The following is a 21469-nucleotide window of genomic DNA, read 5'->3' as shown; positions in this document are numbered from 1 at the left end:
GCGCGCATGGATTTGATTGCCGTTGCGACGCCTTTCTTTCTGCTGGCGATTGCCGCCGAGTTAGTCTGGGGTATCAAGCAAAAGCGCAATACCTATCGGCTTAATGATGCCTTCAGTAGCTTGATGCTCGGCATTCTTAGCCAGGCAAGAAAGCTCATCACACTGGGTGTGGGTGGCGCCGTCTACTACTGGGTGACCGAGACGGCATCACTATCACTGTTGGCGAGCGACGACCTCATGACCTGGGTCATTGCATTTGTCGTCTATGACTTCTGTTATTACTGGCTACATCGGATGGGTCACGAGTGGCAGTTGTTGTGGGCAGCACACGTAGCCCATCACCAGAGCGAGGATTACAATCTCAGCACGGCGCTCCGGCAGACGAGCACTGGGTTTTTGCTGGGTTGGGTTTTCTACCTTCCACTCTTTGTGCTGGGTGTGCCTGCCGAAGTCGTGGTGACCGTGGGCGCATTGAATCTGATTTACCAGTTTTGGGTCCATACGCAACACATCCCCGAATTGGGCCCGCTGGAATGGGTATTGGTGACGCCGTCGAATCATCGCGTTCATCACGCGCAAAACGACTGTTATCTTGATCGAAATTACGGGGGTGTCTTTATCTTCTGGGATCGTCTTTTCGGTACCTACCAGCGTGAACTGGAATCGGTCCCCTGTATTTACGGTATTCGCGGGCCGATCCGTAGCTGGAACCCCGTGGTGGCCCTGACGCACGTTTACCGGGATATGTGGCGGGATATGCGCCATAGCGCATCCTGGCAGGCACGCCTCAAGGTGTTGTTCGCCCGCCCTGGCTGGCAACCTGCTGAGGCGGCTCGCATCGATCCGCGTCCAAAGTCGGATCTAAGGCATTTCGAGCGCTTCGATCCGCCTACCACGCAGTGGGTGCGCTATTACGCGGGCTCTCAGCTACTTTTGGCCACGATCCTGCTGATTTTCACGCAGTTAAATCCGGTGGGTATCGCGCTGGGGTGGGGTGTGTGGGCATTTCTACTGCTCACTGGGGTGACGACGGCGTGGTGGCTGGAGGACAGGGCAGAGCACTGGCTTCGGATTGTCGACCTGGCCCGGCTGGCCCTTCTCGCTGCCGCGGCGCAGGCGTTTACCGGGATCGCCTGGGGCTTCGCTATTGCTCTCGTGTCAGGTGTTGGCGTGCTCCTGCTACTCGTCATGAGCCAGCAGCATTCCACCTCGGCTTGAGGGGTGTATTGGGATTGATACGGACATAAAAACGTTCATCGCCGACTTCAAGACAGAAGGGGTAGTCGTTGGCGAATGGCTTCCAGAGCAATGACTGAGGTACCGCGCAGGCTTTGATCCGGCTACCCGGCGATAAACCATCAAAAAACCCGCCAGTTGGCGGGTTTTTGGTAGCCACAATCATGTGCTTACAACGTCGTAATGTACGCCGCCAGATTCTGGATGTCGTCGTCGGTCATCGGTTTGGCGACCGGCCACATCATGGCGGATTGGCCGCCTCGGGTCTCGCCGGCACGGTAGGCAGTGAGTTTGGCGACGATATCATCACCCGGCTGCCCTTCCAGCTGGGGACCAATTCCGCCGGCGCCGTTGGCGCCGTGACAGGCCACGCAACCCGTGTAGTAGTTTTCACCCAGCGCTTCAGGGGAAGCGGCTGCCAGTGCCGCCTGCTTGGCCGTCTCGAGGGCGGCTATTCCACCACCGTGGGCTTCTTTCCACTGTTCATAACACTCGCCGGTGCAGGTATTCATGTTGCCGCTCCAGGACGGGTCATTCTGGTTCATGCCGACCCAGATGACGCTTCCGATGACAACGGTAAATACCGCGGCGAAGAGATTGGTGTTCATGTTTTGGCTCCCCAGTGCGTGAATGTTGGCGCGCGGCAATGATAAGGCTTAAACGGCCGCGTTAAAAGGCACTAAGCGCGTATTTTCGTGCCCGCTGGCCGAGAAATCAGCAGCGTCAACTATTGGCGCAAAGTCAGCGTGTTACCGCGTTGGGTGAGTTCGAGGTGCTTGAGAAACGACATCCCGAGCAGGACCTCCTCCGTATCCAGCCCCGGAGAGATGGTCGCGGTAATCCCGCGCTGTTCAATGGGCCCTACGGTAACGCGGTCAAGTCGTGTCAAATAAGCGATGGCGACTCCGTTCGCTGTCTGGGTATGAATAGGTCGGCCGCGCTTCAGTCCGATGCGTTCGGCGACCGCCTCTGACAGGGCAACACCGGTGGCTCCGGTATCGAGCAGAAAAAGCACCGATGCACCATTGATCGTGCCGGGTGTCAGATAGTGGCCTTTGCGATTGCGCTCGAGGACCACCTCGGGGCGACCCTGCTCATCGATTCGACTGGTGAGTTCGCGATTGGGATTGTGTCGTCTATCGAGCACGTCGGAGAAATAGAAGGTCAGCATGGTCAGTAGAACAATCCACGCTGCTGCCGCCATGACGTTGCCAATGCGACGTGTCGATGCGGGGCGTGGTTCGGTCATGCTACCTCTCATGGCGATGTTGGCGGGCTTACGCTGATCCACCCGGCTTGGGAAGCCGGTGTGGCGTCAGCTTATGCTTCACCCTGGGTCCTACCGCAAGGCGTTATTGCGTCGGACTGCGTTTGTCTTGGTACGATAACGGTTTCGCCGCGTGTGAACCAACGCTATCCCATCCCACTCCTGAGGAATAAGCCGTGCGTAGTTATATTTTGTCGTTTTCCTGTCCCGATCGCCTCGGTGTAGTGGCGCGGTACTCGTCCCTCCTGGCGGACGCCGGCGCCTTTATTACCGAGGTATCGAACTATACCGACCCGGTCACCGAACGCTTCTTCCTGCGCTGCGTGTTTGACGATCGTGCGCTGAACGTGACGATGGATACGCTGTCGCAGCGCTGGCAGGCGGTTGCCGACGAACTGAATGCGACGTGGGTACTTCGTGCCAGCGACGATTTGCCACGTATCGTGCTTGCTGTTTCGGCGCAGGATCATTGTTTGAGCGCATTGCTGACCAAGTGGCGGGCAGGTGCGTTACCGGCGGAAATCGTCGGGGTTGTGAGCAACCACGAACTGTCGCGGGGTCTGGTCGAGTGGCATGGCTTGCCCTTCTACTACCTGCCGGTGACCAAGGAGACCAAGCCACAGCAGGAGCAGGAAATACTGTCGGTGTTTAGCGAGCTTGATGGCGAATTGCTGGTGTTGGCTCGATATATGCAGATTCTCTCTGACGGACTGTGCCAGGAGCTTGCGGGACGAGCGATCAATATCCACCACAGTTTTCTTCCGGGGTTCAAGGGCGCCAAACCCTACCATCGGGCCTGGGAGCGCGGCGTTAAGGTGATCGGTGCCACGGCGCACTACGTCACGGCAGACCTCGATGAGGGGCCGATTATTACCCAGGAAGTGCGTCCGATTGACCATGAGACTACGGTCGAGCGCATGATTCACCTCGGTCAGGATGTGGAGGCCAACGCACTTTCCCAGGCGGTGCGGCTGCATTGTGAGCAGCGGGTGCTGTTGAACGGCCAGCGAACTGTAATCCTTTAAAGGGAGGTGGTGATGTCCGTGCACATGAGTCCCATTACGGTTCGATACCGCGACGCCGATCTGCAGGGCCACCTCTATTTTGCCAATTATCTGGTGTATGCCGATGAAGCGGTCTGTCATTACTGGCGCGAACTGGAGTTCTCCTTTGAGGATGCCGATGACCTGCCGTGTTACACGTTTACGGTTAATGCGAATATTGACTGGCTCGACGAATGCCGGGTCAATGATCTGATTGAGGTGAGCGTGCGCTTCTCGCGGTTGGGAAACAGTAGCGCCGATACCGAATATGAACTGCTCAATACCCGGACTGGCGCACTGTCCGCCAAAGGGACATTTACCCACGTGTTTGTCGATAAGAGCACGCGCAAGAGCTGCCCGATACCAACCGATCTCCGCGCCAGGATTCTGCAACGTCAGCCCGAATTGGCGGCCTGAGCAGACGGGCCTCATCTGATGCCCCCGTCGCCGCGTAAGCACCCCATGGAATCAACCGATTACTATTCGCCGACCCCCGAGGGCAATCCCGATGGCAAGGGGGTAGTGCCCGTGCTGCAGGATTGGGGCGCGCTCGCTCCGGGCGGGGTGCGACCGAAGGCGCCCGCGCAGGTGCTTGTGGATTACTGGTCGTCGCTGCTGGTGTTATCAGCGCGGTTTGACTTTAAGGTGCTGCCTGGTAGGTGGTATCACCTGTATCGTGTTCGCGATAACTGGCAGTTGTCATTGATTTCCCCCAGTGAATGGGGCGCTCGATTACCCGGCCCCTATCTTTGCGACTGTCAACTGCGCAGTGACATGACCTGGGAGCTTCGCTTCGATGATCTGGCGCTCGAAGATACGGCATTGAGGGAGGCGCTGGCAGCGTTTTTTGGTGGCTTTACCGACAGCCTGTCATCGGCAGAGGCTCTGGAGGACTCGCTGCCGCTGTATCAGTCCAACCTGCCGTATCGGCAGCGCATGTTGGCCACGGCGCTCAGTAGTTCGCTAACCCACTCGTTGAAATTGTCGGGGCTCGATAACGTGCGTAGCCACGTCTGGCTGGAGCAGTTGGCTGCCGAGGCGGCGGTACCCGGGTTGACGCTAAGGCCCTAGTCCTTGAATTGTCCGGCGCAGTCACGAAACGCTTTACCCACCAGCAGGGTATCCGCCGATACACCGACAAAATTGGCGCCCGCCGAGCGATAGCGTGCAATCATATCGGCGTCGGTGGCGAGTACTCCCGCTATACGACCCTTCTCGCGAATGCGGCCCAGTGAATTAGCTACGGATTCAACAACATCGGGATGGGTGTTCTGGCCGATATGGCCCATGGAGGCAGCCAGATCAGAGGGGCCGAGGAAGACCCCATCGACGCCATCGACTTCAAGAATCGCGTCGAGATTGCGAATGGCGGTGACGGTTTCAGCCTGCACAATAAGACATATTTCGTCATTGGCGTTTTCGAGATAACCGTCCACCTGACCCCAGTGGGCAGCCCTTGCCAGAGAGCTACCGACCCCGCGATCTCCCTTAGGCGGATAGTTCAGTGCGCGAACGCAGGCGGCCGCTTGATCAGCGGTATCAATCATCGGTATGACAAAGGTGTGCACACCCATTTCCAGAAACTTCTTCAGCAGCGCCGGGTCATTATTGACGGGCCGCACGACAGGGGCCACGGGGTAGGGTGCGAGTGCCCGTAAATGGGCCATCACATCAGCAAGCTCGAAAGGGGCGTGCTCGTGATCGATCAGGAGCCAGTCGAAGCCCGCTGACGCCGCCATCTCTGCAACATTGCTGTCGGGAATACCCAGCCAGCAGCCATAGAGGACACGATCGAGGCTGCTGTCCCGTAAAACCTGGTTTTGCTTCAGCTCCATAGCCTCGGTTCCTTAAGTGAACTGTGCGTTGATGACGCCAAGGGGTCCATAATCGCAGACGATTTTATCCCCCGGTTTCACCGCGATGGGTCTGGTGAAAGAGCCCGCGAGGATAAACTGCCCGGGCTCAATACCAATGCCATGGGGTGCAAAGCGTTTACAGACCCAGCAAATACCCTTGGCCGGGTGGTCCAAAACCCCTGCGGCAAGCCCGGTCTCCTCAACCTCGCCATTGAGGTAGCAGATGGCGCCGGCCCAGCGCAAATCGATGTCGCCCGGTGCCACCCTGACATCACCCTCGATGTACCCGGCGTTGGCGGCGTTGTCGGAAATAGTATCGAAGACGGTTCTGGTATAGCCCGACTGCGGATCAACCCGAAAACTTCTCGCCGCGATTAGCTCCAGCGCAGGGACAATGTAATCCGTTGCATCGAGGACCTGATCAACCGTGACCGACTCGCCGAACAGCGGTTTTTTGAGCACAAAACCCAACTCGACTTCGATACGGGGATCCAGAAAATCAGCGGCTGGTATGTCGCTGTTGTTGGGGAAGTGCATGTCATCGAGCAGAATCCCAAAGTCGGGGGTGGTGATGTTCATTGCCATTTGCATGGCCCGGGAGGTGAGGCCAATCTTGTAGCCGGTGATCGCAGCGCCGTCATCGCTGATTTTTTTATCGACCCACGCCCGTTGCACCGCATAGGCATCGTCCATATCCATGTTGGGATAGGTCAGGGTGATGGGCTGAATCTGCTGGCGCGTTTTCTCGGCGGTATACAGCGCGTCAGCTGCTGCTTTTATCTGTTGCTGGTCAAGCATGGTTGCCTCTGCAGGGGTAGGGGTGGGTTATCAACCGATGGGTTAGAGATTTTTAAAATTGAATTTTACCGGTGCCAGCTCACGCATTTCGCAGGAGAGCGCCACTTTTTGACGCTGCATCAGAGCGGCCGTGTGTTGCTTCAGCGTTTCAAAAATCTGCTCCCCTGCGGACTGCAGGTCAGCAAGATCACGACCGGCGCCGACACGCATACTGACATTGATAAAGCCGTTGTCCGGATCGCCGTTGCCGACCCGATAGTGGTCGCAGCGTATCGCCCGCGCCCGCATTCCTGACTCGGGGAACAATCCGGTGCCAATAGCGGTGTGCACCAGATTGTCGAGCAAGGAATCGAGTTGCAGCTCGGGCTCGGGCAGATTGGCCGAATAGTCGACAATGAGATGTGGCATATTATTGCAGCGGGAAGATAGCGTTGATCTGCCCGGTACCTGAGCTGCCAAAGTAGGGCGTTAGTACCTCGACCTTGCCCTGATACTGGTCCCATCCCATGACGCCCAGCAGCATCGCGGTGTCGTGCATGAAACCCTCGCCATCACATTTTTCGGCGTATTCGGGAAGCATCTCTACAAAGTCCTTCCACTCACCGCGCTCCCACATACGAACGACCTCGCGATCCATGTGTTCAAGCATGGGTGACCACGTCTTGAAGAGGTACTCTTCGGAAACACCATTTTGTGCGAATCGGTGGGATAGCGAACCCGATGCAAACACCGCTATTTTGCCGTCGTAATCCGCTTCCACCGCTTCGCGCAGAGCGGCGCCCAGACGGCCACTGTCCTGCAGGTCATGCACCTGGCACATCGCTGACACCGACACGACTTTGAAGTGGCGATCGGCGTTCATATAGCGCATGGGAACCAGTGTGCCGTACTCTAGCCCCATCGAAGTGTCACTGTGGGCGCGGGTCGGTATCCCGGCCGCTGTCGCCGCATCGGCGATTAAGGCGCCCAACGCGGGGTTGCCATCGTATTCGTAGGGCATGTTCTTGATGAAGTGCGGTAACTCGTTGCTGGTATAAACACCCTTGAAGTGGGGTGCATTGTTAATGTGGTAACCCGAGTTAACCAACCAGTGCGTATCGAACACCACGATCGTATCGACGTCCAATTCGCGACAGCGTCTTGAGATTTCCTTGTGCCCATTGATAGCTGCATCGCGACAGCCTTTGTGGGGACCGTCCATCTCTGACAAATACATGGACGGGACGTGTGTGATTTTTGCCGCCAGCGCAATTTCACCCATTTTGATTACCTCCTAACGACCGATCACGGGGACGCTGTGCGTATCGTGGGCGATACACACATTTTTGGTCTCCATGTAAAATTCAAAACTGTAGTCTCCGCCATCTCGACCAATACCGCTCATTTTGAAGCCGCCGAAAGGAGAGGGCAGGTTGCGGTTGTTCTCGCTGTTAATCCATAACATTCCTGCTTCCACCGCGTGGGCCATGCGCATCGCTCTCCCGGTATCGCCCGTCCAGATATAACCGGCCAACCCATACTCGGTGTCATTAGCTATCGCTATGGCCTGTTCCTCGGTATCAAAACTGATCGCGGTCAAAACAGGACCAAAAATTTCTTCTCGGGCGACACGCATGGTGTTGTCTGCATCGACAAATAGCGTGGGCTCAACGTAGTTGCCATTACCCATCGACGTGATCCGGTTACCGCCAACGGCGATGGTCGCTCCACCGTCCCGCGCGGCCTCCATATAACCCATGACCTTCTCGAAGTGTTCCTTATGCACCAACGGACCCACCTCCGAGGCGGGATCGAGTGGGTGCCCCACTTTCAGATTGGCCACTCGCTCCTTGAGTGCGCTGAGAAACTTATCCCGGATACCACTCTGGATCAGCAATCGGGAGCTTGATGTGCAGCGCTGCCCATTAAGGCTGTAGAGCATGAATACTGCGGCATCAAGCGCGCGATCGAAGTCGGCATCGTCGAAAACAATAATGGGGTTTTTGCCACCGAGCTCCAAATGAATGCGCTTTAGCGTATCCGCACCCTGGCGCATGATGTGGCTGCCGGTGCTGGTTTCGCCAACAAGAGAAACCGCCTTGATCGCCGGATGTTCGCTCAATCGCTTGCCCACCGTCTCACCAAAGCCATGGACCATATTCCAGACGCCCGGTGGAATCCCGGCCTCCTCGCTAATTTCGGCGAGCAGCGTCGCTGACAGGGGGCTCAGTTCTGCAGGTTTATGGACGATCGTACAGCCCGCTGCCAATGCGGGTGCAATCTTCCACGTGGCCAGCATAAACGGCGTGTTCCAGGGCGTTATAACGCCTACCGGCCCAATGGGCGAGCGGATCGTTAAATTGGTGTGCTCGGGCTGCATTAGCGATTGCCCGTTACGGGCTTCGGGTGCTTTGTCGGCAAAGAAGCGAAAGTTAGCGGCGCCGCGTATGGCAGCCTGCTTCATATAACGAATCGCCTGTCCGCAATCGCTGGATTCTACCAGCGCGATTTCATCGGCTCGGGCTTCGATCAGGTCCGCAAAATGGTTGAGCAGCTTTTTGCGCGCCTGGCCGGGCATTGCAGCCCATTCACCAAATGCGTCCTCGGCGGCCTGGCAGGCCGCATCAACGTCGGCCTCGGTACCCGCGACGACGGCCCCCAGGGATTGGTTGTTTGCGGGGCTGAGGTTGTCGAAGCTGGCCGCGCCGTCGGTTGGTACCCACGATCCGCCGATGTAATGGCCGGTGACCGTCGTTGCGAAACGCTTGAGATAGTCGCCGGCGCGTTGTTGATTGTCGTGGAAGTCGCTCTGCTGTGCCATTGGTGGTCGCTCGCTGTTGGCTCTCGGGAATCATCCCCGAGCAAGAAAGGTAACATGTTACCTAAATGGGCGAGAACATCAACCAGTGCGTTGCGAGCGGATACCGCGACCTACAGGTAGACAATGAGAGAGCGCTGGGGAGCCTCGGGATTGATCAGATTTACGCGCTTGCTCTTGATAAGAAACGTATCACCATCCGGATGTAGTAAATGGATACCCCGGTAGGCATATACCCGTTGCTCATCACGGTAGTCGACCACAACATGCTGATTGGATCCGACCTCCAAGCTGCCATCGTCGTGTTCCTGGATCAGACGCACGTTTCCGATAACGTGGCTGCATCGGATCCTGTGATCCTTGGAGGACGCCCGTGGGTGTACAAAGTTCCGTCGGCGAATCTCCATCATCACCCGGTCGTCATAGACATGGGAGATATGGTTGAGTGGATCGACCTGGTCCTCGACAGCGGGCATCCAATAGAAGCCGTCGGCGGTGAACAGGGTCATCCATCGATCAAGATCCGGCCGATCGAGTAATGCGGCTTCATCATAGAGAAAATCTTCAATAGATTGCCGTTGTGTCATTGGTCTACCCCATCAAAAATGGCGCCTTGCATGTAATCCTTCCAGGCGCGGTACTGGGTGCGCATATCGAGATCGGAGGTGCCCCCGCCGACGATTCGATCATCAAGCTGCTGGTCAGTTCCATAACCGCGATGAAACTCTATCCATTCACCCGCGGGCGACTGGTGTCCCTCCTGGGCGCGGCGGTAGACCTCTAGGTCGTCGGGTCCCACCATTCCCATCGCCGAGTTAATGAGTCGCGAATAGAGCAGGGTGCGCTGCAGCATGGCGTCAGGTGCACCCTTGAGCCGGAATGACCACGTCTCAACAATGAAACGATCGACCGCGATTGGCCGGATCACACGAATATTCTGTACGGCGCACTTGATAGTGAGTGATGGATAAAAGCACACATTATGGGTATTGAAGGCATAAATTTCCCGGGTCCGTTCCTCGCCGTAGGCGGCGACCATGGCCTCGTGGTACTCGGGCATTACCGAATAATCCGCGTGGATACTGGTTTTCCCGCCATCGTAATGGTGTCCGTAATTGAAACCCGTTATTCCCGAGTTCTCGAAGGTCTCGTAGCTGGCGCCGAAGGGAGGAATAATCTCGGCTTCACTGCGTTGCTGCACGGCATCTTCGGGCAGTGTGCTGATGAATTGCTTCGCCGCCTGCACCACCGACTGATGAACCACCATGGGGTGCATCGTGTCGTTGAGATTTTCGAGAATGAATTTCCAGTTGCATTGATGCTCGTAGCGGGTCACACCCCCCGCAACCTCTACCTCGCCCTCCGGCGCCCGATCGCAGAGGTTGTCAAAGCAGTCCCTGGCGCCGCCCATCCAGTCCAGCAGGGCGGGGGCCTTCTCGGAGAGCGTGGCAAAGACAAACCCACGATAGTGATCGACCTGGGCCAGCGGCCGCATGCCATAACAGGGGTCCGAGCTGTCAAAACCCGTATCGGCGTAGCCTTTTTCGTTGGGTACGGCGAGCAGGCTACCGTCAAAGCGAAAGCGCCAGCCGTGATAACTGCAGTTGAAAGCGCCGCGAACCTTGCCCTGGCGCTCCACCACGAGACGGGCACCCTTGTGTCCGCAGCGATTGTGAAGCACCTTAATCGAACCGTCGGTATCGCGAATCATGACCACTGGCGTTTTGTGATCAATGTTGGTGGTGAAGTAGTCGCCCGGCTCCGGAATCTGGGATTCATGTCCAATAAATATCCAGGCCTGCCCCCAGATTCTGGACATTTCGAGTTCGAATAATTCAGGATCGATATAAAGATCTCGGTGCAGGCGTGTCGGTTGCACCAAGTGGTCGAAGTTTCTGTCGGGGATCATCGTCATTATCAGGTTTACTCCCTTGTTTAGAGTGCCAAGGATCCGAGGCTGGCGCCGCCACACACCATTAAGGTCTGTCCGGTGATAAAGCCCGCGTCAGCGCCCGCAAGAAACGTAACGGCTGCCGCTACATCGCTGGATCTACCCAGTCGCTTAACGGGAATGCTTGCAGCCAGCGCGTCGGCCTTGGGGCTATCGACGGGGGTCACCGAGGTGAACATCTCGGTGTCGGCAATGGGCCCCGGTGCCACAGTATTCACAGTGATCCCGTCACCGCCGAGCTCCAGTGCCCAGGTTCGTGCCATGGCCATCATTCCTGCTTTGGTAGCGCTATAGCTGGTTCGGGTTTGCAGGCCTAGCGCGGCTCTTGAGGTAATCAGAATGATACGCCCGAAATGACGCGCCTTCATTCCCGGCAGCACCGCCTGGGTCAGTGAAATTGCCGCGCCCAGATGCACCTGGGTGAGGTAGTCGAGGTCTGCCAGATCTACCGCCTCGACCAGATCGGCCCTGATAAGCCCTGCATTATGAACAAGACCTGTAATTTCGAATCGGTCGGCGATTTTGGCAGCGACCCTGCGGGTCGCCTCGCGATCGCTGAGGTCAATGGTGATGTTGGTCAATGCAGGGTGTTTAAGTTCCAAAGGCCGTCGAGCCAGATTGATAACGCCGACCCCTTTTTCCAGAAACTGCGCGCAGATTGCAGCACCAATTCCCGTACTGCCCCCGGTAACCACAATGTGCTGATGATTGTCCATGATTCAGATTCCCTTTTCGCGAACGGCGATTTGCGTCAGTCCCGTGGCTTCAGTCAGTGCGCGCCGAACTTCGCGCCGACCCACCGGCTGTGAAACGTCGCAGGCAATCAATACCGAGGATCGCGATGCGTCGGTATGACTGAACACCTGCACGGATTGCCCCGGTGCCAATGTGTTGTCGGCCAGATGGGCCAGTACCACGGGGCCCGCATCGAGCTTCACCGACCCCATGGGCCAGGGCGCTTTCGACATGCGGCGTTTAAAGAATTCCCACACGCTATGGTGTAATTCGGTCTTGGCGAGCAATGTGCCCTGGGTATCGGTTTCCCTGAATACCAGGGTGTCCGCGAGACATTCGCCGCAAAGCTCAGTCGGCGGGTACTGTACATGGCCGCAGGTATCACAAACCGGCATCGACAGTGCCACAGGCAGGTTGGCCGCGCTGAAGTTCTGACCCAGGGGTGTTCGCTGCTTGGGTGGCCGGGCTCGCGCACGCAGTGAGGGCCGATTGAGCCGCAGCCTTTGCCGCATTTTCTCAGCAATAGTCATGACTGACCTCGACTCAAAATGGCCGCGGCACTGCAGAGACCACGGTCGTAATTGACCATCCCGTAACCGCTTACCAGCCCCCGGTGTACATTCAGGATCTGGTTGCTACCCGCCCGGTCGGTGAGTTGACGAATGCTCTCGGTAAGGCCGAGGTAGCCGGCGGCGGAGCCCGCCTGCCCGCAGGACAGCTGACCTCCGCTGGTGTTATGGGGTAGTTTTCCCGGCGCGCTGCCACTGCCATCGAAGCGCATATCGGTACGCTGGACAAACGCCGGGCCCTCACCTTTGCGGCAAAAACCGAGGTCTTCCATTTGCATCATGCTGATCATGGGGTAATCGTCATAGGTTTGTAGAAACTGCATGTCCTCGGGCCCAAACCCGCTCTGCTGGTATAGGTCGTCGATATACGTTGTCCAGCCTGAGCGATCCTGCACCGGATCCTTGCGATGGGCGTTGTGCAATTCATCGGCCACTCGCAGCTCGGCGTAGGGCAATTGCAGCGCTCGTGCACGCTCGGTACTCATGACCAGAAAGCCCTCACCGCCCGCGCAGGGCATGACACAGTCAAAGAGATGTACCGGACCTGCTATTGGCCGCGCACCGAGATAGGCATCGAGCGTTAGCGGTTTGTGGCCGAGTAGGGCCATGGGGTAATGATTGGCGTTGTAGCGCTGGTCGAGACAGATTCTCGCGAAATCTTCTCGGGTCGCGCCGTAGCGCTTCATATAGTTTGCGGTGATCAGACTGAAGGCCGCATTGGGGCCGCCGGCGCCGTAGGGGAAGGCCCCGTCGATACTGAAACTGGAGAAGTTGGCCGCGGTTGCCTCAAAGCCGCGGTGGTGTGCGGTATCACCACCGATACAGGCAATAATCCCGGCGTCCCCGGCTTCAATGGCTCGCGCCGCCCGGCGCAGGGCGAGTAGTCCGGACACGCCGCCGACGTTGATCTGTTCCAGCCAGCGAACTTCGAGACCAAAGTGCTCCACCAGCGCAATGCTGGAGTCCACGCCCAAGGAGAAACTTGAAACGGCAAGCCCATCAATCTCGGCCTTATCGATAGCAGAGGTCGTTATCAGCTCTCGTAATACCGAACCAATAAAAAAAGCAGCGCTTCGGGGGCTTTGCTTCTGGTAGCCAAAGCTGATCGGCGATACCAGGGCAACACCTTGATAACTGCTCATTATTTGATCCGTTTCTTGTTCGAACGAAGATCAAACGCTGCGCCCGAGTCGATCGCTTCGCGGGCAAGCACCTTGATGTCGCCTCGTTTGGGTTTGTTCGCCGCGGTCATGGGCAACGAGTCACAGAACACAATCCAACCCGGCGCTTTGAAATAAACCAGCCGTTCCAATGCGACGCGCTGGATGTCCTCTGCCCGGGAAAGCGTGTGCTCTGCTTGTTCCGTCAGCGTAATGCAGGCCGCGACCTCGTCGCCGCGCAAATCATCGGGTACCGGGCAGACGATGACGGCGCTGATTGACGGATGCTCCACCAGTGCGGCTTCCACCTCGAGCGCTGAGATATTTTCCCCGGAGCGGCGAATAACATTCTTTCGTCGGTCGACAAACTTCAGCGAGCCATCGGGCAACTCTGCAGCGATATCGCCGGTGTTCAGCCAGCCATCGGTCCAGGCTTCAGCGGTTGCCGATGGATTTTTCAGGTAACCGGAGAAATAACCTTTCTCAGGATTGGCGCCCGCCGCCCGCACCCGGAGCTCACCGGGCTGGGAACGCTCCACCGGTTGTCGCTGTTCATCGACCAGTTGCCAATCCAGTGTTTCAGGAGGTCGACCAAAGCAGCATTCACCCACATGTCGCGGTTCGTGATTGGCAATAATCGCCCCACCGGCGCCGCATTCGGTCATTGCCCATGCCTCCAGCAGCGGGAAGCCGAAGCGTTGTTCAAAACGCGCATGGTGCTTGGGGTTTACTCCGGCGCCGAAGCCAAACCGCACCTGATCACCCACATCATCATCGGGTGCCTCGGGAAGTTCGAGCAAAATGGCCGGGAGTACGCCGAGATAATGCAAGGCTGTCGCACCGGAGGAACGAACACTTTCCCACCAGCTTCGCGGATGAAAACGGTCAAGCTGAATCAGGCATCCAGCGGTGTAGAACATCGCCATCGCGGAGACCGACATGGCATTCATATGACTCAGGGGAAGGGGTGTCAGTAGTCGCTCGACACCTTCACGCAGCTGCACCAGGCCATCGAGATTGGCGTACCACTTGGCCTGCTCCACAAAATAGTCATTACTGAGAATGCAGCCTTTGGGTTTGCCGGTACTACCAGAAGTGTAGAGCAGGGCGCATTCCTGATCCGGCCCACTGTGCCTGGAGTGCGGATCGATGCCGGTGGCGAGGTTCAACGTAGCCACCGCTTCTGGTGTCACCACGGGTAAAGACTGTGGCAGTTGGGCACAGATACGTTCAAGCCGGCCGCGATGCTCGGCCAGTGCGCAAACCGCGACCGCATCACCGTGCTCAAGGTAGTAGGGGATCTCTTCATCGGGCATTTCGTGGTTGAGTGGAATGACGCTCACCCCGAGAGCATTGAGCGCCAGCCACTGGACAAAAAAGTCCGGTCGGTTTTCGAGCATGAGTGCGACACGACCATTGATGCCGCTCGCCGCCCATTGCGTCGTCGCTGTACTGACCGCCTGATCGAGTTGCCGGTAATCCAGTGTAATCGCGGTATCCGCATAATGGCTGCAGGCGGTCATCGGAATGTGCAGGCCGTCGTGATCGGGAAAGTGCTTTGCGGTAGTCGCCAGTATCTCGCGGGGGCTGTTGGGTTCAGTCGACATCGTCTACTGCCAGTCCTTGAGGCTTTCACCGGACTCGGCGAGCTGTTGCAATAGTGGCGCCACCTGCCAGTTGTCGGCGTCGAGGGAATTGCCGAGGGCTTTCATTCGCTGTACCGCATTGTCTAAGCCGCGTGCTTCGATAGTCCACATTGGCCCGCCTCGATGGCGGGGAAAACCGTAGCCAAAACAATAAACGACATCGATATCACTGGCGCGTTGGGCGATACCTTCCTCGAGAATACGCGCACCTTCATTGGCGAGAGCGAGGGTTAATCGATCGACAATCTCCTCGTCGGTGATTGAGCGTTGTTTTATGCCGAGCTCTGCCGCGCACTGCGCTGCGAGCTCAATCACCGAGGGGTCTTCGATCCGTGCACGTGTCTCAGGGTCGTATTGATAATAGCCGGCGCCGGATTTTTGTCCCAGTCGGCCCATTTCCACGAGCCTGTCAGCAACGATGTAGCTCGCTGGTTTGCCTTTTTGCTCGGGGGTGAGCTGCTCGCGCGCCTTATAGCCGATGTCCAGCCCGGCGAGGTCACCCACTGCGATAGGCCCCATGGCCATACCCCAGCGCTCCATGGCACCGTCAATCTGCGCAGGTGTAGCACCTTCGATAAGGCAGAGTTGTGCCTCGCGTCCATAGCTGCGCAACATGCGATTGCCGATAAAGCCGTAACACATGCCGGCCAGTACGGGCACTTTCCCGATTTTCTTACCCACCGCCATTGCCGTGGCAATGATCTCATCGTCCGTCTGCGCCCCGCGAACGACTTCGAGGAGTTTCATCACGTTCGCCGGACTGAAAAAGTGCGTACCCAACACAGATTGAGGCCTTGAGGTCACCGCGGCGATGTCATCAATACTCTGGTATGACGTATTGCTGGCCAGAATAGCGTCCGCTTTACACACCGAATCAAGGGAGCGAAAAACGTCCTGTTTCACTGCCAGGTTCTCGAATACCGCCTCGATAACAAGATCGGTCTCGGCGAGATCCGCGTAATCTGAAGAGCCCTCGATGTTGGCCATTATGGCATTCACCTGTTCCTCTGAAAATCGCCCGCGCTTGACGCTGATGGCGTAGTTTTTTCGTATACGGTCGAGCCCGGCCGTTACGGCATCACTATTCATATCGAGCAGGGTCACCGGAATCCCGGCCTGGGCGAAACACATGGCGATGCCTCCGCCCATGGTGCCGGCACCGATAATACCCACCGAGCCAATGTCCCTCGGCGCAACCGATGGGTCCATTCCCTGAATTTTCGCTGCCTGGCGCTCGGCGAAAAACATATGGCGCATCGCCGCAGACTGGGGATCGGTCATACAGGCATCAAATAGTTCTCGTTCCCGGGCAAGCCCTGAATTGAAGTCGAGGGTAGCCGCGGCCTCGATGCAGTCGAGAATGCGTTGAGGTGCGTGCTCACCGCGCGTCTTTTTAGCCAGCGACTTGCGCGCACTGGCGATGGCCTCCCGGTCTTCATCGCTGAGTGAGAAGGGCAGGTCGCGCGCCCGTCGTCGCGGTGCGTCCTCCGCTATGAGCCGATGCACGTAGTCGACCGCGCCCGCCAGAAGATCACCTTGAACCACCTGGTCAATCAGGCCGCTGGTCAATGCCTGTTCTGCGGGCATCGGGTTGCCCTGGGTTATCAGCGTGATGGCATCGGCCGCGCCCGCGAGTCGGGGGGTTCGCTGGGTGCCACCGGCGCCCGGTAAAAGCCCGAGTTTCACTTCAGGCAGACCGACCTTCGCTGTGTCGAGTGCACAGCGATAATTACAGCACAGTGCCGTCTCGAAGCCGCCACCGAGGGCGGTGCCATGAATTGCAGCCACGGTAAGCTTCGGATGCGAGTCAAGCATATCGAGCATATCGCGTAGTGTGGGTGACTTCGGGGGTTTGCCGAACTCGGAAATATCCGCCCCGGCAATAAACGTTCTTCCTTTGCAAATAATCAGCAATGCCTGCGAATCATCTTCAGCAGCGGTATCCAGGGCGTCGACCAGACCCGAACGCACGGCATGTGACATGGCGTTTACAGGGGGGTTATCGATGGTGATAACACCAATGGCATCTTTGAGGTGGTAAGTCACAACAGACATTACTAGGGGTTCCTGATCGTTGGAGGGGTTTTCAGCGGTGGTTCGCCGTCTTGGTTTCGGAGCTGCTCTGGAACACGATTACCACTCGCTCCGGCAACCTGCATGTTTATTCTTGGCTCACGAGTACTTTCTGATTAAATGGTCGGCCTGCCGTGACGCCAATGCCGATAGCGTGAATGTGGGGTTTACCGCGCCCGTGGATGGGAACAGGCTGGGCCCCGCGACATAAAGATTATCGGTGTCGTGCACCCGGCCCATATGGTCTGTGACCGAGGCCGATTCGTCATTGCCCATTACCGTACCGCCCATGATGTGCATGGGCGCGCGTGGTCCGTTCCAGACCTCATCAGCGCCCGCCAGCTCGAATAATTTTTTGCCCTCCTTAACGCGTCGCTCCCACAGCGCGATGGTCTCCGGCCGCAGGTTATGTATTGTGCTCACGCCCGGCACGCCATCGGCGTCACGATTCTCTGAGAGGGTAATTCGGTTGTCGGCCTGGGCAATATCCTCGGTTACCAGGGTCATATTGCCGAGGTGTCGAGCCGCGCGCTCGAGCCAGGGCTTTAGCGCCGGTCCGCGTATATCGGGGCGACTCGTGCCGTAACCGAGAAGGTCATTCGGTTTGATCGCATTGGCGATGATCCACTGGGAAGACCCAAAGGCATCGCCCTGATCTTTCTCTGCGTAGTGATCGTGGCACAACAGCTGTCCGCCGGTGACACCCTGATGTGGCAGCGTCTCTTCCTCGAACAGACCGAAGACTGTTGCCGCCGGGTGCGTGGTGAGGTAGCGGCCCAGTTGATCCTCGCGATTACCTGGTGCTGGCAGTGAGTCGGTTTTGGAGTTGAGCAGAATTCGGGTGCTTTGGACGGTGAACGCTGCGATCACAATATCGCGCGCCTTGATGGTATGGGTTTCACCCCCTGACAAATAATCGACGCCGGTGATACGGGATTGCTTGGTGCTGCTGCGGAGTACCCGCACGACTTTGGCGTTGTGTAAGAGCGTAATACCCGCGGCTTGCGCACGTGGCAGCCACACAGCCAGTGGGTTGGCAAGGGCACCAATGGGGCAGCCGGCGTCACACCAGCCGTCGTAGAGGCAGGCGCGTCGACCCTGATAGGGTTGGCTGTTAATCGCCATCGGCACCGGCATTGCTGTAAGACCGGCTTTCTCAAATCCTTTTTGCAATACCCGACCCTGGGAAAATACGGGCAGGGGAGGGAGCGGGTAGGGATCGCCCGGAGGGCGTCCGATCTCAGCTTCCGCATCGCCACTGATTCCGATTTCACGCTGGACCCGATCATAGTGGGGTCTCAGGGTGTCGTAATCGATGGGCCAGTCGAGACCGACGCCGTGATCGCTGGCCACACTGAAATCGTTCTCCCTGAGGCGCAGCCATACTCCATAGTGGTGTACCGCAGACCCCCCAGTCCCGCTGCCGGAATTAAAGGCGTGACCGATCGCATGATTACCGGCTTCGGCAACCGATGTATCCGCCCATTTGAGTTTTCGGGCCCAGATCTGGGAGCTCACCAGATCATTGAGCTTGCGTTCGGGTCCCGCTTCGAGAACAGCGACGTTCTGCCCGGCCTCGGCAAGGCGAGTCGCCATCAACAGACCCGCAGCGCCGGCGCCGACAATTACCGTATCGAATTGGGTATCCATTACCAGCGCTCCTCGGGCCGGATATGCGCCATATAGGGAATAGCCAGCTCGGCGAAGCCCTTCTCGGTGCCGTAGACCACATCGAGTGCATCGGCGCGAAGCAGAAATGAAAAAAAGCTGGCCGGTGGTCCCTGCCAGCCTTCAATCGAATCGCTGCCCATAGCGTCGAGCACGCTCTCGACGTCACCCTTTGCCGCGTCCAAAGCTGATACGGCACTGTCTAACGCCGCGCCATAAAAGCCGGGCTGGACATTGGGTGGTGCACCCAGATAGCGCGCCATCAAAAGCGAGTCGGTTCCTTTCGCCAGCTGGCTGTCGATATAGGCGGCGATTCCCGCCACTGCAGCCCCGGGAACCAGTGCATCGCCCAGTTGTTCACAAGCGCCGATCTGGCTGCTGGTCAGGACCTGTGCTGTGAATTTCTTCTCTCGAGCCTGCGCCGGTGTTAAGGCGACCCAGGTTCCAGCGACAAGAAACAGCCCCAGTGCGGTACCGCTTCGCAGGAACTGCCGTCGGTCGCATTGAACGGCGTCAACTGACTTTCCTGCAGCAAACGTATCGCTCACGGGGCTACCTCACTATCAATCAGAAATCTTTACGCAGTCCGAACGAGAAGTAGCGAGGCGCCTTGTAGGCCACCTCGTTACAACCGCAGAGAGTGGCAAGGTCAAAGCCCTGGATACCCACCCGCTCGTCGGTCAGGTTGCGGACGGCCAGCGTGGCAAGCCAATCATCCACCGCATAACTGAGCTGGGCATTGGCGACGACATAGCTGTCGAACTTGTCGGCGTCAAAGTTGCGCAGGTTGTAGTAGTACTCGTCGGAGTAGCTGATATCACCCTGAATCGCCATCAGACCGCCGAAGGCATCGAAGGAATATCGCGCCAGCGCGGTCGCCTGCAGTTCCGGCGCATAGGTGGGGTCCACGTCGCTTGGGGGCAGCGGCGAGCCATTTCGTAGCGATACGTCCTTCACCGTGGCATCGAAGTAGGCACCGCTGATAATCAGGTCGAGACCATCCACCGGCGTGGTCTGAATCTCGAGTTCTACACCGTAGTTGTCGGCATCCTGGTTGGTCACAACGCCACCTACACCCACAAACAGGAAGGCCTGATAATCCTTGTAATCGTAGTAGAAAGCAGTTGCATTGATTCGCGTGGTGCCACCGCCGAGGGTTGCCTTAAAGCCACCCTCATAGGAGGTGAGGACTTCTTCGTCGTAGGGCAGGCCGGCATCACCGCCAGAGCCAAAGTAGGCGCCGAGTAAGGGTGCGTTATAGCTCCCTGCTTTCACCCCGCGATTCACACCCGCGTACAGCATCAGATCGTCAGAGACATCGTAGGTAAGCTGCAGTTTTCCTGCCCAGAAATTCTCTGAGAAATCATCTTCATAACTGACGCCGGTTCCGGGGAAACAGGCGTCGAGCTGACCCGAGAAGCAGGGAGAGCTGTTGACGACGCGAGAACCGTCAGAGGGTGCAACGCCAAGTACGAGACCAAAGTCCTTTTCTTCCTGCATGGCGCGCAGTCCGGCAATGACCGTGAGCTTGTCGCTGAAATCGTATTCATACTGACCGAAAATGCTGTAGGAATCGGTTTCCAGGTTGGCCACAGTACCCACATCGATCGGCGAGCCGCCGAAGACATCCGCGAAGCTGTTTTGCGGTCCCTTCAAGCCGTTATCCGATTCTGAGTCAATGTTCAGGTAATAGAGACCTGCCACCCATCGACTGCGCTCGGTCTCGCCACTCAGACGGAACTCCTGAGTGAAACTCGATGCGTCGACACCGGCGTAGTTGGCGAGCTGATTGACCGGCGCCGCATCGACGTCAATAAATAAGAGCTTCTCATAGTCCTTGTAGTCCGTAATCGAGGTAAATGTCGTGGTGTCGGATAAATCATAAATCAGACGAAAGTTGACGCCGGAATTTTCGACGCTGCCCTGGTCCCTGAATGCGAAATCGCCGGAAAAGGTGAAGTCATCGCCGTCGGGGTCGAGATAACCGAAGAAATCGGCGCCCGGTGCTAGTCGGCCCGGCAGACCGCCACCACCACCCGGTAGGAAGCTGTCGCCATCTTCAATGTCGGCACCACCGTCGAGGCCGGTGTCGTTGCCATCGGCATCGACGACGGCAGTCAGCCGGGTTTCATCAGCCGGGGTGTTGACCACATTGATCAGCTCGAGATTGCCGTTCACTTCGGTGGCGATACCCAGCGTCGATTTGCTCTGGTAGGGTCCGGTATTGACCTCGCTATCCGAGTAATTGAAGCTGAGATCCATGCGCAGATCGTCGCTCGGGGTAAAGGCAAAGCGCAGTCTTGCGGCAATGGTATCGTCATCACCAAGATCGGCACCAGCACCGGGGCCAGGATCGCCCAGGAACGGAAGCTGATCATCGTTGCTGTAGAGATTTTTCAGATAGGGATCCTGCTTGCTGTAGCGGAAGGCAGCGCGTGCAGCGACGGTCTCGCTTAGGGGGCCGCCAAAAGCCCCTTCAGCGACGTAGCGCATGGCGTTGGCTTCGGAGTCGAACTGACCCACTTCAAGGTCCAGATAGCCCTCTGGGCCATCAAAACTCGGCGCATTGGAAATGAAATGAACCAGACCGCCGGTGGCGTTACGTCCAAATAGCGTGCCTTGCGGGCCCTTCAGTATCTCAACACGCTCAACATCAAAAACCGCAAAGGT

The 21469-nt window shown here is 57.6% G+C and carries 21 protein-coding genes; 4 read left to right on the top strand and 17 right to left on the bottom strand.

Translation table 11 applies throughout. The features are described 5' to 3' along the window. Window positions 1-6: 6 nt before the first annotated feature. Window positions 7-1218 (top strand): sterol desaturase family protein, encoded by a 1212-nt coding sequence (locus NOR51B_RS13990; protein ID WP_050759499.1) that lies wholly within the window; start codon window positions 7-9, stop codon window positions 1216-1218. Between the two features lie 188 nt (window positions 1219-1406). On the opposite strand, the gene NOR51B_RS13985 is transcribed toward NOR51B_RS13990, so the two are convergent. After that, complete coding sequence (locus NOR51B_RS13985) at window positions 1407-1844, bottom strand: c-type cytochrome (RefSeq protein WP_009020327.1); 438 nt, start codon at window positions 1842-1844, stop codon at window positions 1407-1409. A gap of 119 nt (window positions 1845-1963) precedes the next feature. After that, window positions 1964-2485, bottom strand: a complete 522-nt coding sequence (locus NOR51B_RS13980) for a retropepsin-like aspartic protease family protein (RefSeq protein WP_040482163.1) — start codon at window positions 2483-2485, stop codon at window positions 1964-1966. 194 nt (window positions 2486-2679) lie between these two features. Here NOR51B_RS13980 and purU point away from each other — a divergent pair, with 194 nt between their 5' ends. From purU to NOR51B_RS13965, 3 genes are read left to right on the top strand one after another with little or no spacing between them, the layout of a single operon-like run. After that, window positions 2680-3528, top strand: coding sequence for a formyltetrahydrofolate deformylase (purU, locus tag NOR51B_RS13975; RefSeq protein WP_009020405.1), 849 nt, complete (start codon window positions 2680-2682; stop codon window positions 3526-3528). A 12-nt stretch (window positions 3529-3540) separates the two neighbouring features. Further along, the gene (locus tag NOR51B_RS13970; RefSeq protein ID WP_040482162.1) at window positions 3541-3963 is read left to right on the top strand and encodes an acyl-CoA thioesterase; all 423 of its coding nucleotides are present in this window, start codon (window positions 3541-3543) and stop codon (window positions 3961-3963) included. A gap of 45 nt (window positions 3964-4008) precedes the next feature. Beyond that, window positions 4009-4617 (top strand): DUF2452 domain-containing protein, encoded by a 609-nt coding sequence (locus NOR51B_RS13965; RefSeq protein ID WP_040482161.1) that lies wholly within the window; start codon window positions 4009-4011, stop codon window positions 4615-4617. On the opposite strand, the gene NOR51B_RS13960 is transcribed toward NOR51B_RS13965, so the two are convergent. The 15 genes from NOR51B_RS13960 to NOR51B_RS13890 form a co-directional block, all read right to left on the bottom strand. Continuing rightward, window positions 4614-5381 carry an aldolase/citrate lyase family protein gene (locus NOR51B_RS13960; protein ID WP_009020534.1) on the bottom strand — a complete coding sequence of 256 codons (768 nt, stop codon included), beginning with the start codon at window positions 5379-5381 and terminating at the stop codon, window positions 4614-4616. The genes NOR51B_RS13965 and NOR51B_RS13960 overlap by 4 nt on opposite strands. A gap of 12 nt (window positions 5382-5393) precedes the next feature. Further along, complete coding sequence (gene hpaH / locus NOR51B_RS13955) at window positions 5394-6200, bottom strand: 2-oxo-hept-4-ene-1,7-dioate hydratase (protein WP_009021354.1); 807 nt, start codon at window positions 6198-6200, stop codon at window positions 5394-5396. Window positions 6201-6242: 42 nt separating this feature from the next. Then, window positions 6243-6608 carry a 5-carboxymethyl-2-hydroxymuconate Delta-isomerase gene (locus NOR51B_RS13950; RefSeq protein WP_009020422.1) on the bottom strand — a complete coding sequence of 122 codons (366 nt, stop codon included), beginning with the start codon at window positions 6606-6608 and terminating at the stop codon, window positions 6243-6245. Between the two features lies 1 nt (window position 6609). Beyond that, on the bottom strand, window positions 6610-7461 hold the full coding sequence (gene hpaD, locus NOR51B_RS13945) for a 3,4-dihydroxyphenylacetate 2,3-dioxygenase (protein ID WP_009019529.1): 852 nt from the start codon (window positions 7459-7461) through the stop codon (window positions 6610-6612). A 12-nt stretch (window positions 7462-7473) separates the two neighbouring features. Further along, the gene (hpaE, locus tag NOR51B_RS13940) at window positions 7474-9000 is read right to left on the bottom strand and encodes a 5-carboxymethyl-2-hydroxymuconate semialdehyde dehydrogenase (RefSeq protein ID WP_009021295.1); all 1527 of its coding nucleotides are present in this window, start codon (window positions 8998-9000) and stop codon (window positions 7474-7476) included. A 110-nt stretch (window positions 9001-9110) separates the two neighbouring features. Then, window positions 9111-9584, bottom strand: a complete 474-nt coding sequence (locus NOR51B_RS13935) for an aromatic-ring-hydroxylating dioxygenase subunit beta (RefSeq protein ID WP_009020074.1) — start codon at window positions 9582-9584, stop codon at window positions 9111-9113. After that, window positions 9581-10912, bottom strand: coding sequence for an aromatic ring-hydroxylating dioxygenase subunit alpha (locus NOR51B_RS13930; protein ID WP_040482160.1), 1332 nt, complete (start codon window positions 10910-10912; stop codon window positions 9581-9583). Before NOR51B_RS13930 ends, NOR51B_RS13935 begins: the two co-directional genes overlap by 4 nt. Window positions 10913-10932: 20 nt before the next feature. Continuing rightward, window positions 10933-11664 (bottom strand): SDR family NAD(P)-dependent oxidoreductase, encoded by a 732-nt coding sequence (locus tag NOR51B_RS13925; RefSeq protein WP_009019537.1) that lies wholly within the window; start codon window positions 11662-11664, stop codon window positions 10933-10935. A gap of 3 nt (window positions 11665-11667) precedes the next feature. Next, the gene (locus tag NOR51B_RS13920) at window positions 11668-12213 is read right to left on the bottom strand and encodes a Zn-ribbon domain-containing OB-fold protein (protein WP_009021139.1); all 546 of its coding nucleotides are present in this window, start codon (window positions 12211-12213) and stop codon (window positions 11668-11670) included. Continuing rightward, window positions 12210-13394 carry a thiolase family protein gene (locus NOR51B_RS13915; RefSeq protein ID WP_009018912.1) on the bottom strand — a complete coding sequence of 395 codons (1185 nt, stop codon included), beginning with the start codon at window positions 13392-13394 and terminating at the stop codon, window positions 12210-12212. The genes NOR51B_RS13920 and NOR51B_RS13915 overlap by 4 nt, the downstream gene beginning before the upstream one ends. Next, entirely contained in the window at window positions 13394-15019 is a 1626-nt protein-coding gene (locus NOR51B_RS13910) for an AMP-binding protein (protein WP_009019811.1), read from the bottom strand. Before NOR51B_RS13910 ends, NOR51B_RS13915 begins: the two co-directional genes overlap by 1 nt. A 3-nt stretch (window positions 15020-15022) precedes the next feature. After that, the gene (locus NOR51B_RS13905) at window positions 15023-17113 is read right to left on the bottom strand and encodes a 3-hydroxyacyl-CoA dehydrogenase NAD-binding domain-containing protein (protein ID WP_009021229.1); all 2091 of its coding nucleotides are present in this window, start codon (window positions 17111-17113) and stop codon (window positions 15023-15025) included. Between the two features lie 117 nt (window positions 17114-17230). Beyond that, a complete protein-coding gene (locus NOR51B_RS13900; protein WP_009021672.1) occupies window positions 17231-18781 on the bottom strand; it encodes a GMC family oxidoreductase in 1551 nt (516 codons plus the stop codon). Continuing rightward, window positions 18781-19347 (bottom strand): Tat pathway signal protein, encoded by a 567-nt coding sequence (locus tag NOR51B_RS13895; protein ID WP_009020849.1) that lies wholly within the window; start codon window positions 19345-19347, stop codon window positions 18781-18783. The genes NOR51B_RS13900 and NOR51B_RS13895 overlap by 1 nt, the downstream gene beginning before the upstream one ends. A gap of 19 nt (window positions 19348-19366) precedes the next feature. Further along, window positions 19367-21469, bottom strand: a 2103-nt coding sequence (locus NOR51B_RS13890) for a TonB-dependent receptor (protein WP_154647815.1), incomplete at its 5' end; no start/stop codon positions are given.

It is taken from the genome of Luminiphilus syltensis NOR5-1B, assembly GCF_000158175.1.
Taxonomy (GTDB): domain Bacteria; phylum Pseudomonadota; class Gammaproteobacteria; order Pseudomonadales; family Halieaceae; genus Luminiphilus; species Luminiphilus syltensis.
This window is presented reverse-complemented; position numbering and strand designations above follow the sequence as displayed.

Bases quoted from the DNA above. Each gene is read 5' to 3' on its own strand.
- NOR51B_RS13970 (WP_040482162.1), top strand. From the start codon at position 3,541: ATGTCCGTGCACATGAGTCCCATTACGGTTCGATACCGCGACGCCGAT.
- NOR51B_RS13900 (WP_009021672.1), bottom strand. From the start codon at position 18,781: ATGGATACCCAATTCGATACGGTAATTGTCGGCGCCGGCGCTGCGGGT.
- hpaH (WP_009021354.1), bottom strand. From the start codon at position 6,200: ATGCTTGACCAGCAACAGATAAAAGCAGCAGCTGACGCGCTGTATACC.
- NOR51B_RS13930 (WP_040482160.1), bottom strand. From the start codon at position 10,912: ATGACGATGATCCCCGACAGAAACTTCGACCACTTGGTGCAACCGACA.
- NOR51B_RS13935 (WP_009020074.1), bottom strand. From the start codon at position 9,584: ATGACACAACGGCAATCTATTGAAGATTTTCTCTATGATGAAGCCGCA.
- hpaD (WP_009019529.1), bottom strand. From the start codon at position 7,461: ATGGGTGAAATTGCGCTGGCGGCAAAAATCACACACGTCCCGTCCATG.
- NOR51B_RS13905 (WP_009021229.1), bottom strand. From the start codon at position 17,113: ATGTCTGTTGTGACTTACCACCTCAAAGATGCCATTGGTGTTATCACC.
- NOR51B_RS13965 (WP_040482161.1), top strand. From the start codon at position 4,009: ATGGAATCAACCGATTACTATTCGCCGACCCCCGAGGGCAATCCCGAT.
- NOR51B_RS13985 (WP_009020327.1), bottom strand. From the start codon at position 1,844: ATGAACACCAATCTCTTCGCCGCGGTATTTACCGTTGTCATCGGAAGC.
- hpaE (WP_009021295.1), bottom strand. From the start codon at position 9,000: ATGGCACAGCAGAGCGACTTCCACGACAATCAACAACGCGCCGGCGAC.
- NOR51B_RS13950 (WP_009020422.1), bottom strand. From the start codon at position 6,608: ATGCCACATCTCATTGTCGACTATTCGGCCAATCTGCCCGAGCCCGAG.
- NOR51B_RS13920 (WP_009021139.1), bottom strand. From the start codon at position 12,213: ATGACTATTGCTGAGAAAATGCGGCAAAGGCTGCGGCTCAATCGGCCC.
- NOR51B_RS13960 (WP_009020534.1), bottom strand. From the start codon at position 5,381: ATGGAGCTGAAGCAAAACCAGGTTTTACGGGACAGCAGCCTCGATCGT.
- NOR51B_RS13990 (WP_050759499.1), top strand. From the start codon at position 7: ATGGATTTGATTGCCGTTGCGACGCCTTTCTTTCTGCTGGCGATTGCC.
- NOR51B_RS13910 (WP_009019811.1), bottom strand. From the start codon at position 15,019: ATGTCGACTGAACCCAACAGCCCCCGCGAGATACTGGCGACTACCGCA.
- NOR51B_RS13925 (WP_009019537.1), bottom strand. From the start codon at position 11,664: ATGGACAATCATCAGCACATTGTGGTTACCGGGGGCAGTACGGGAATT.
- NOR51B_RS13980 (WP_040482163.1), bottom strand. From the start codon at position 2,485: ATGACCGAACCACGCCCCGCATCGACACGTCGCATTGGCAACGTCATG.
- NOR51B_RS13915 (WP_009018912.1), bottom strand. From the start codon at position 13,394: ATGAGCAGTTATCAAGGTGTTGCCCTGGTATCGCCGATCAGCTTTGGC.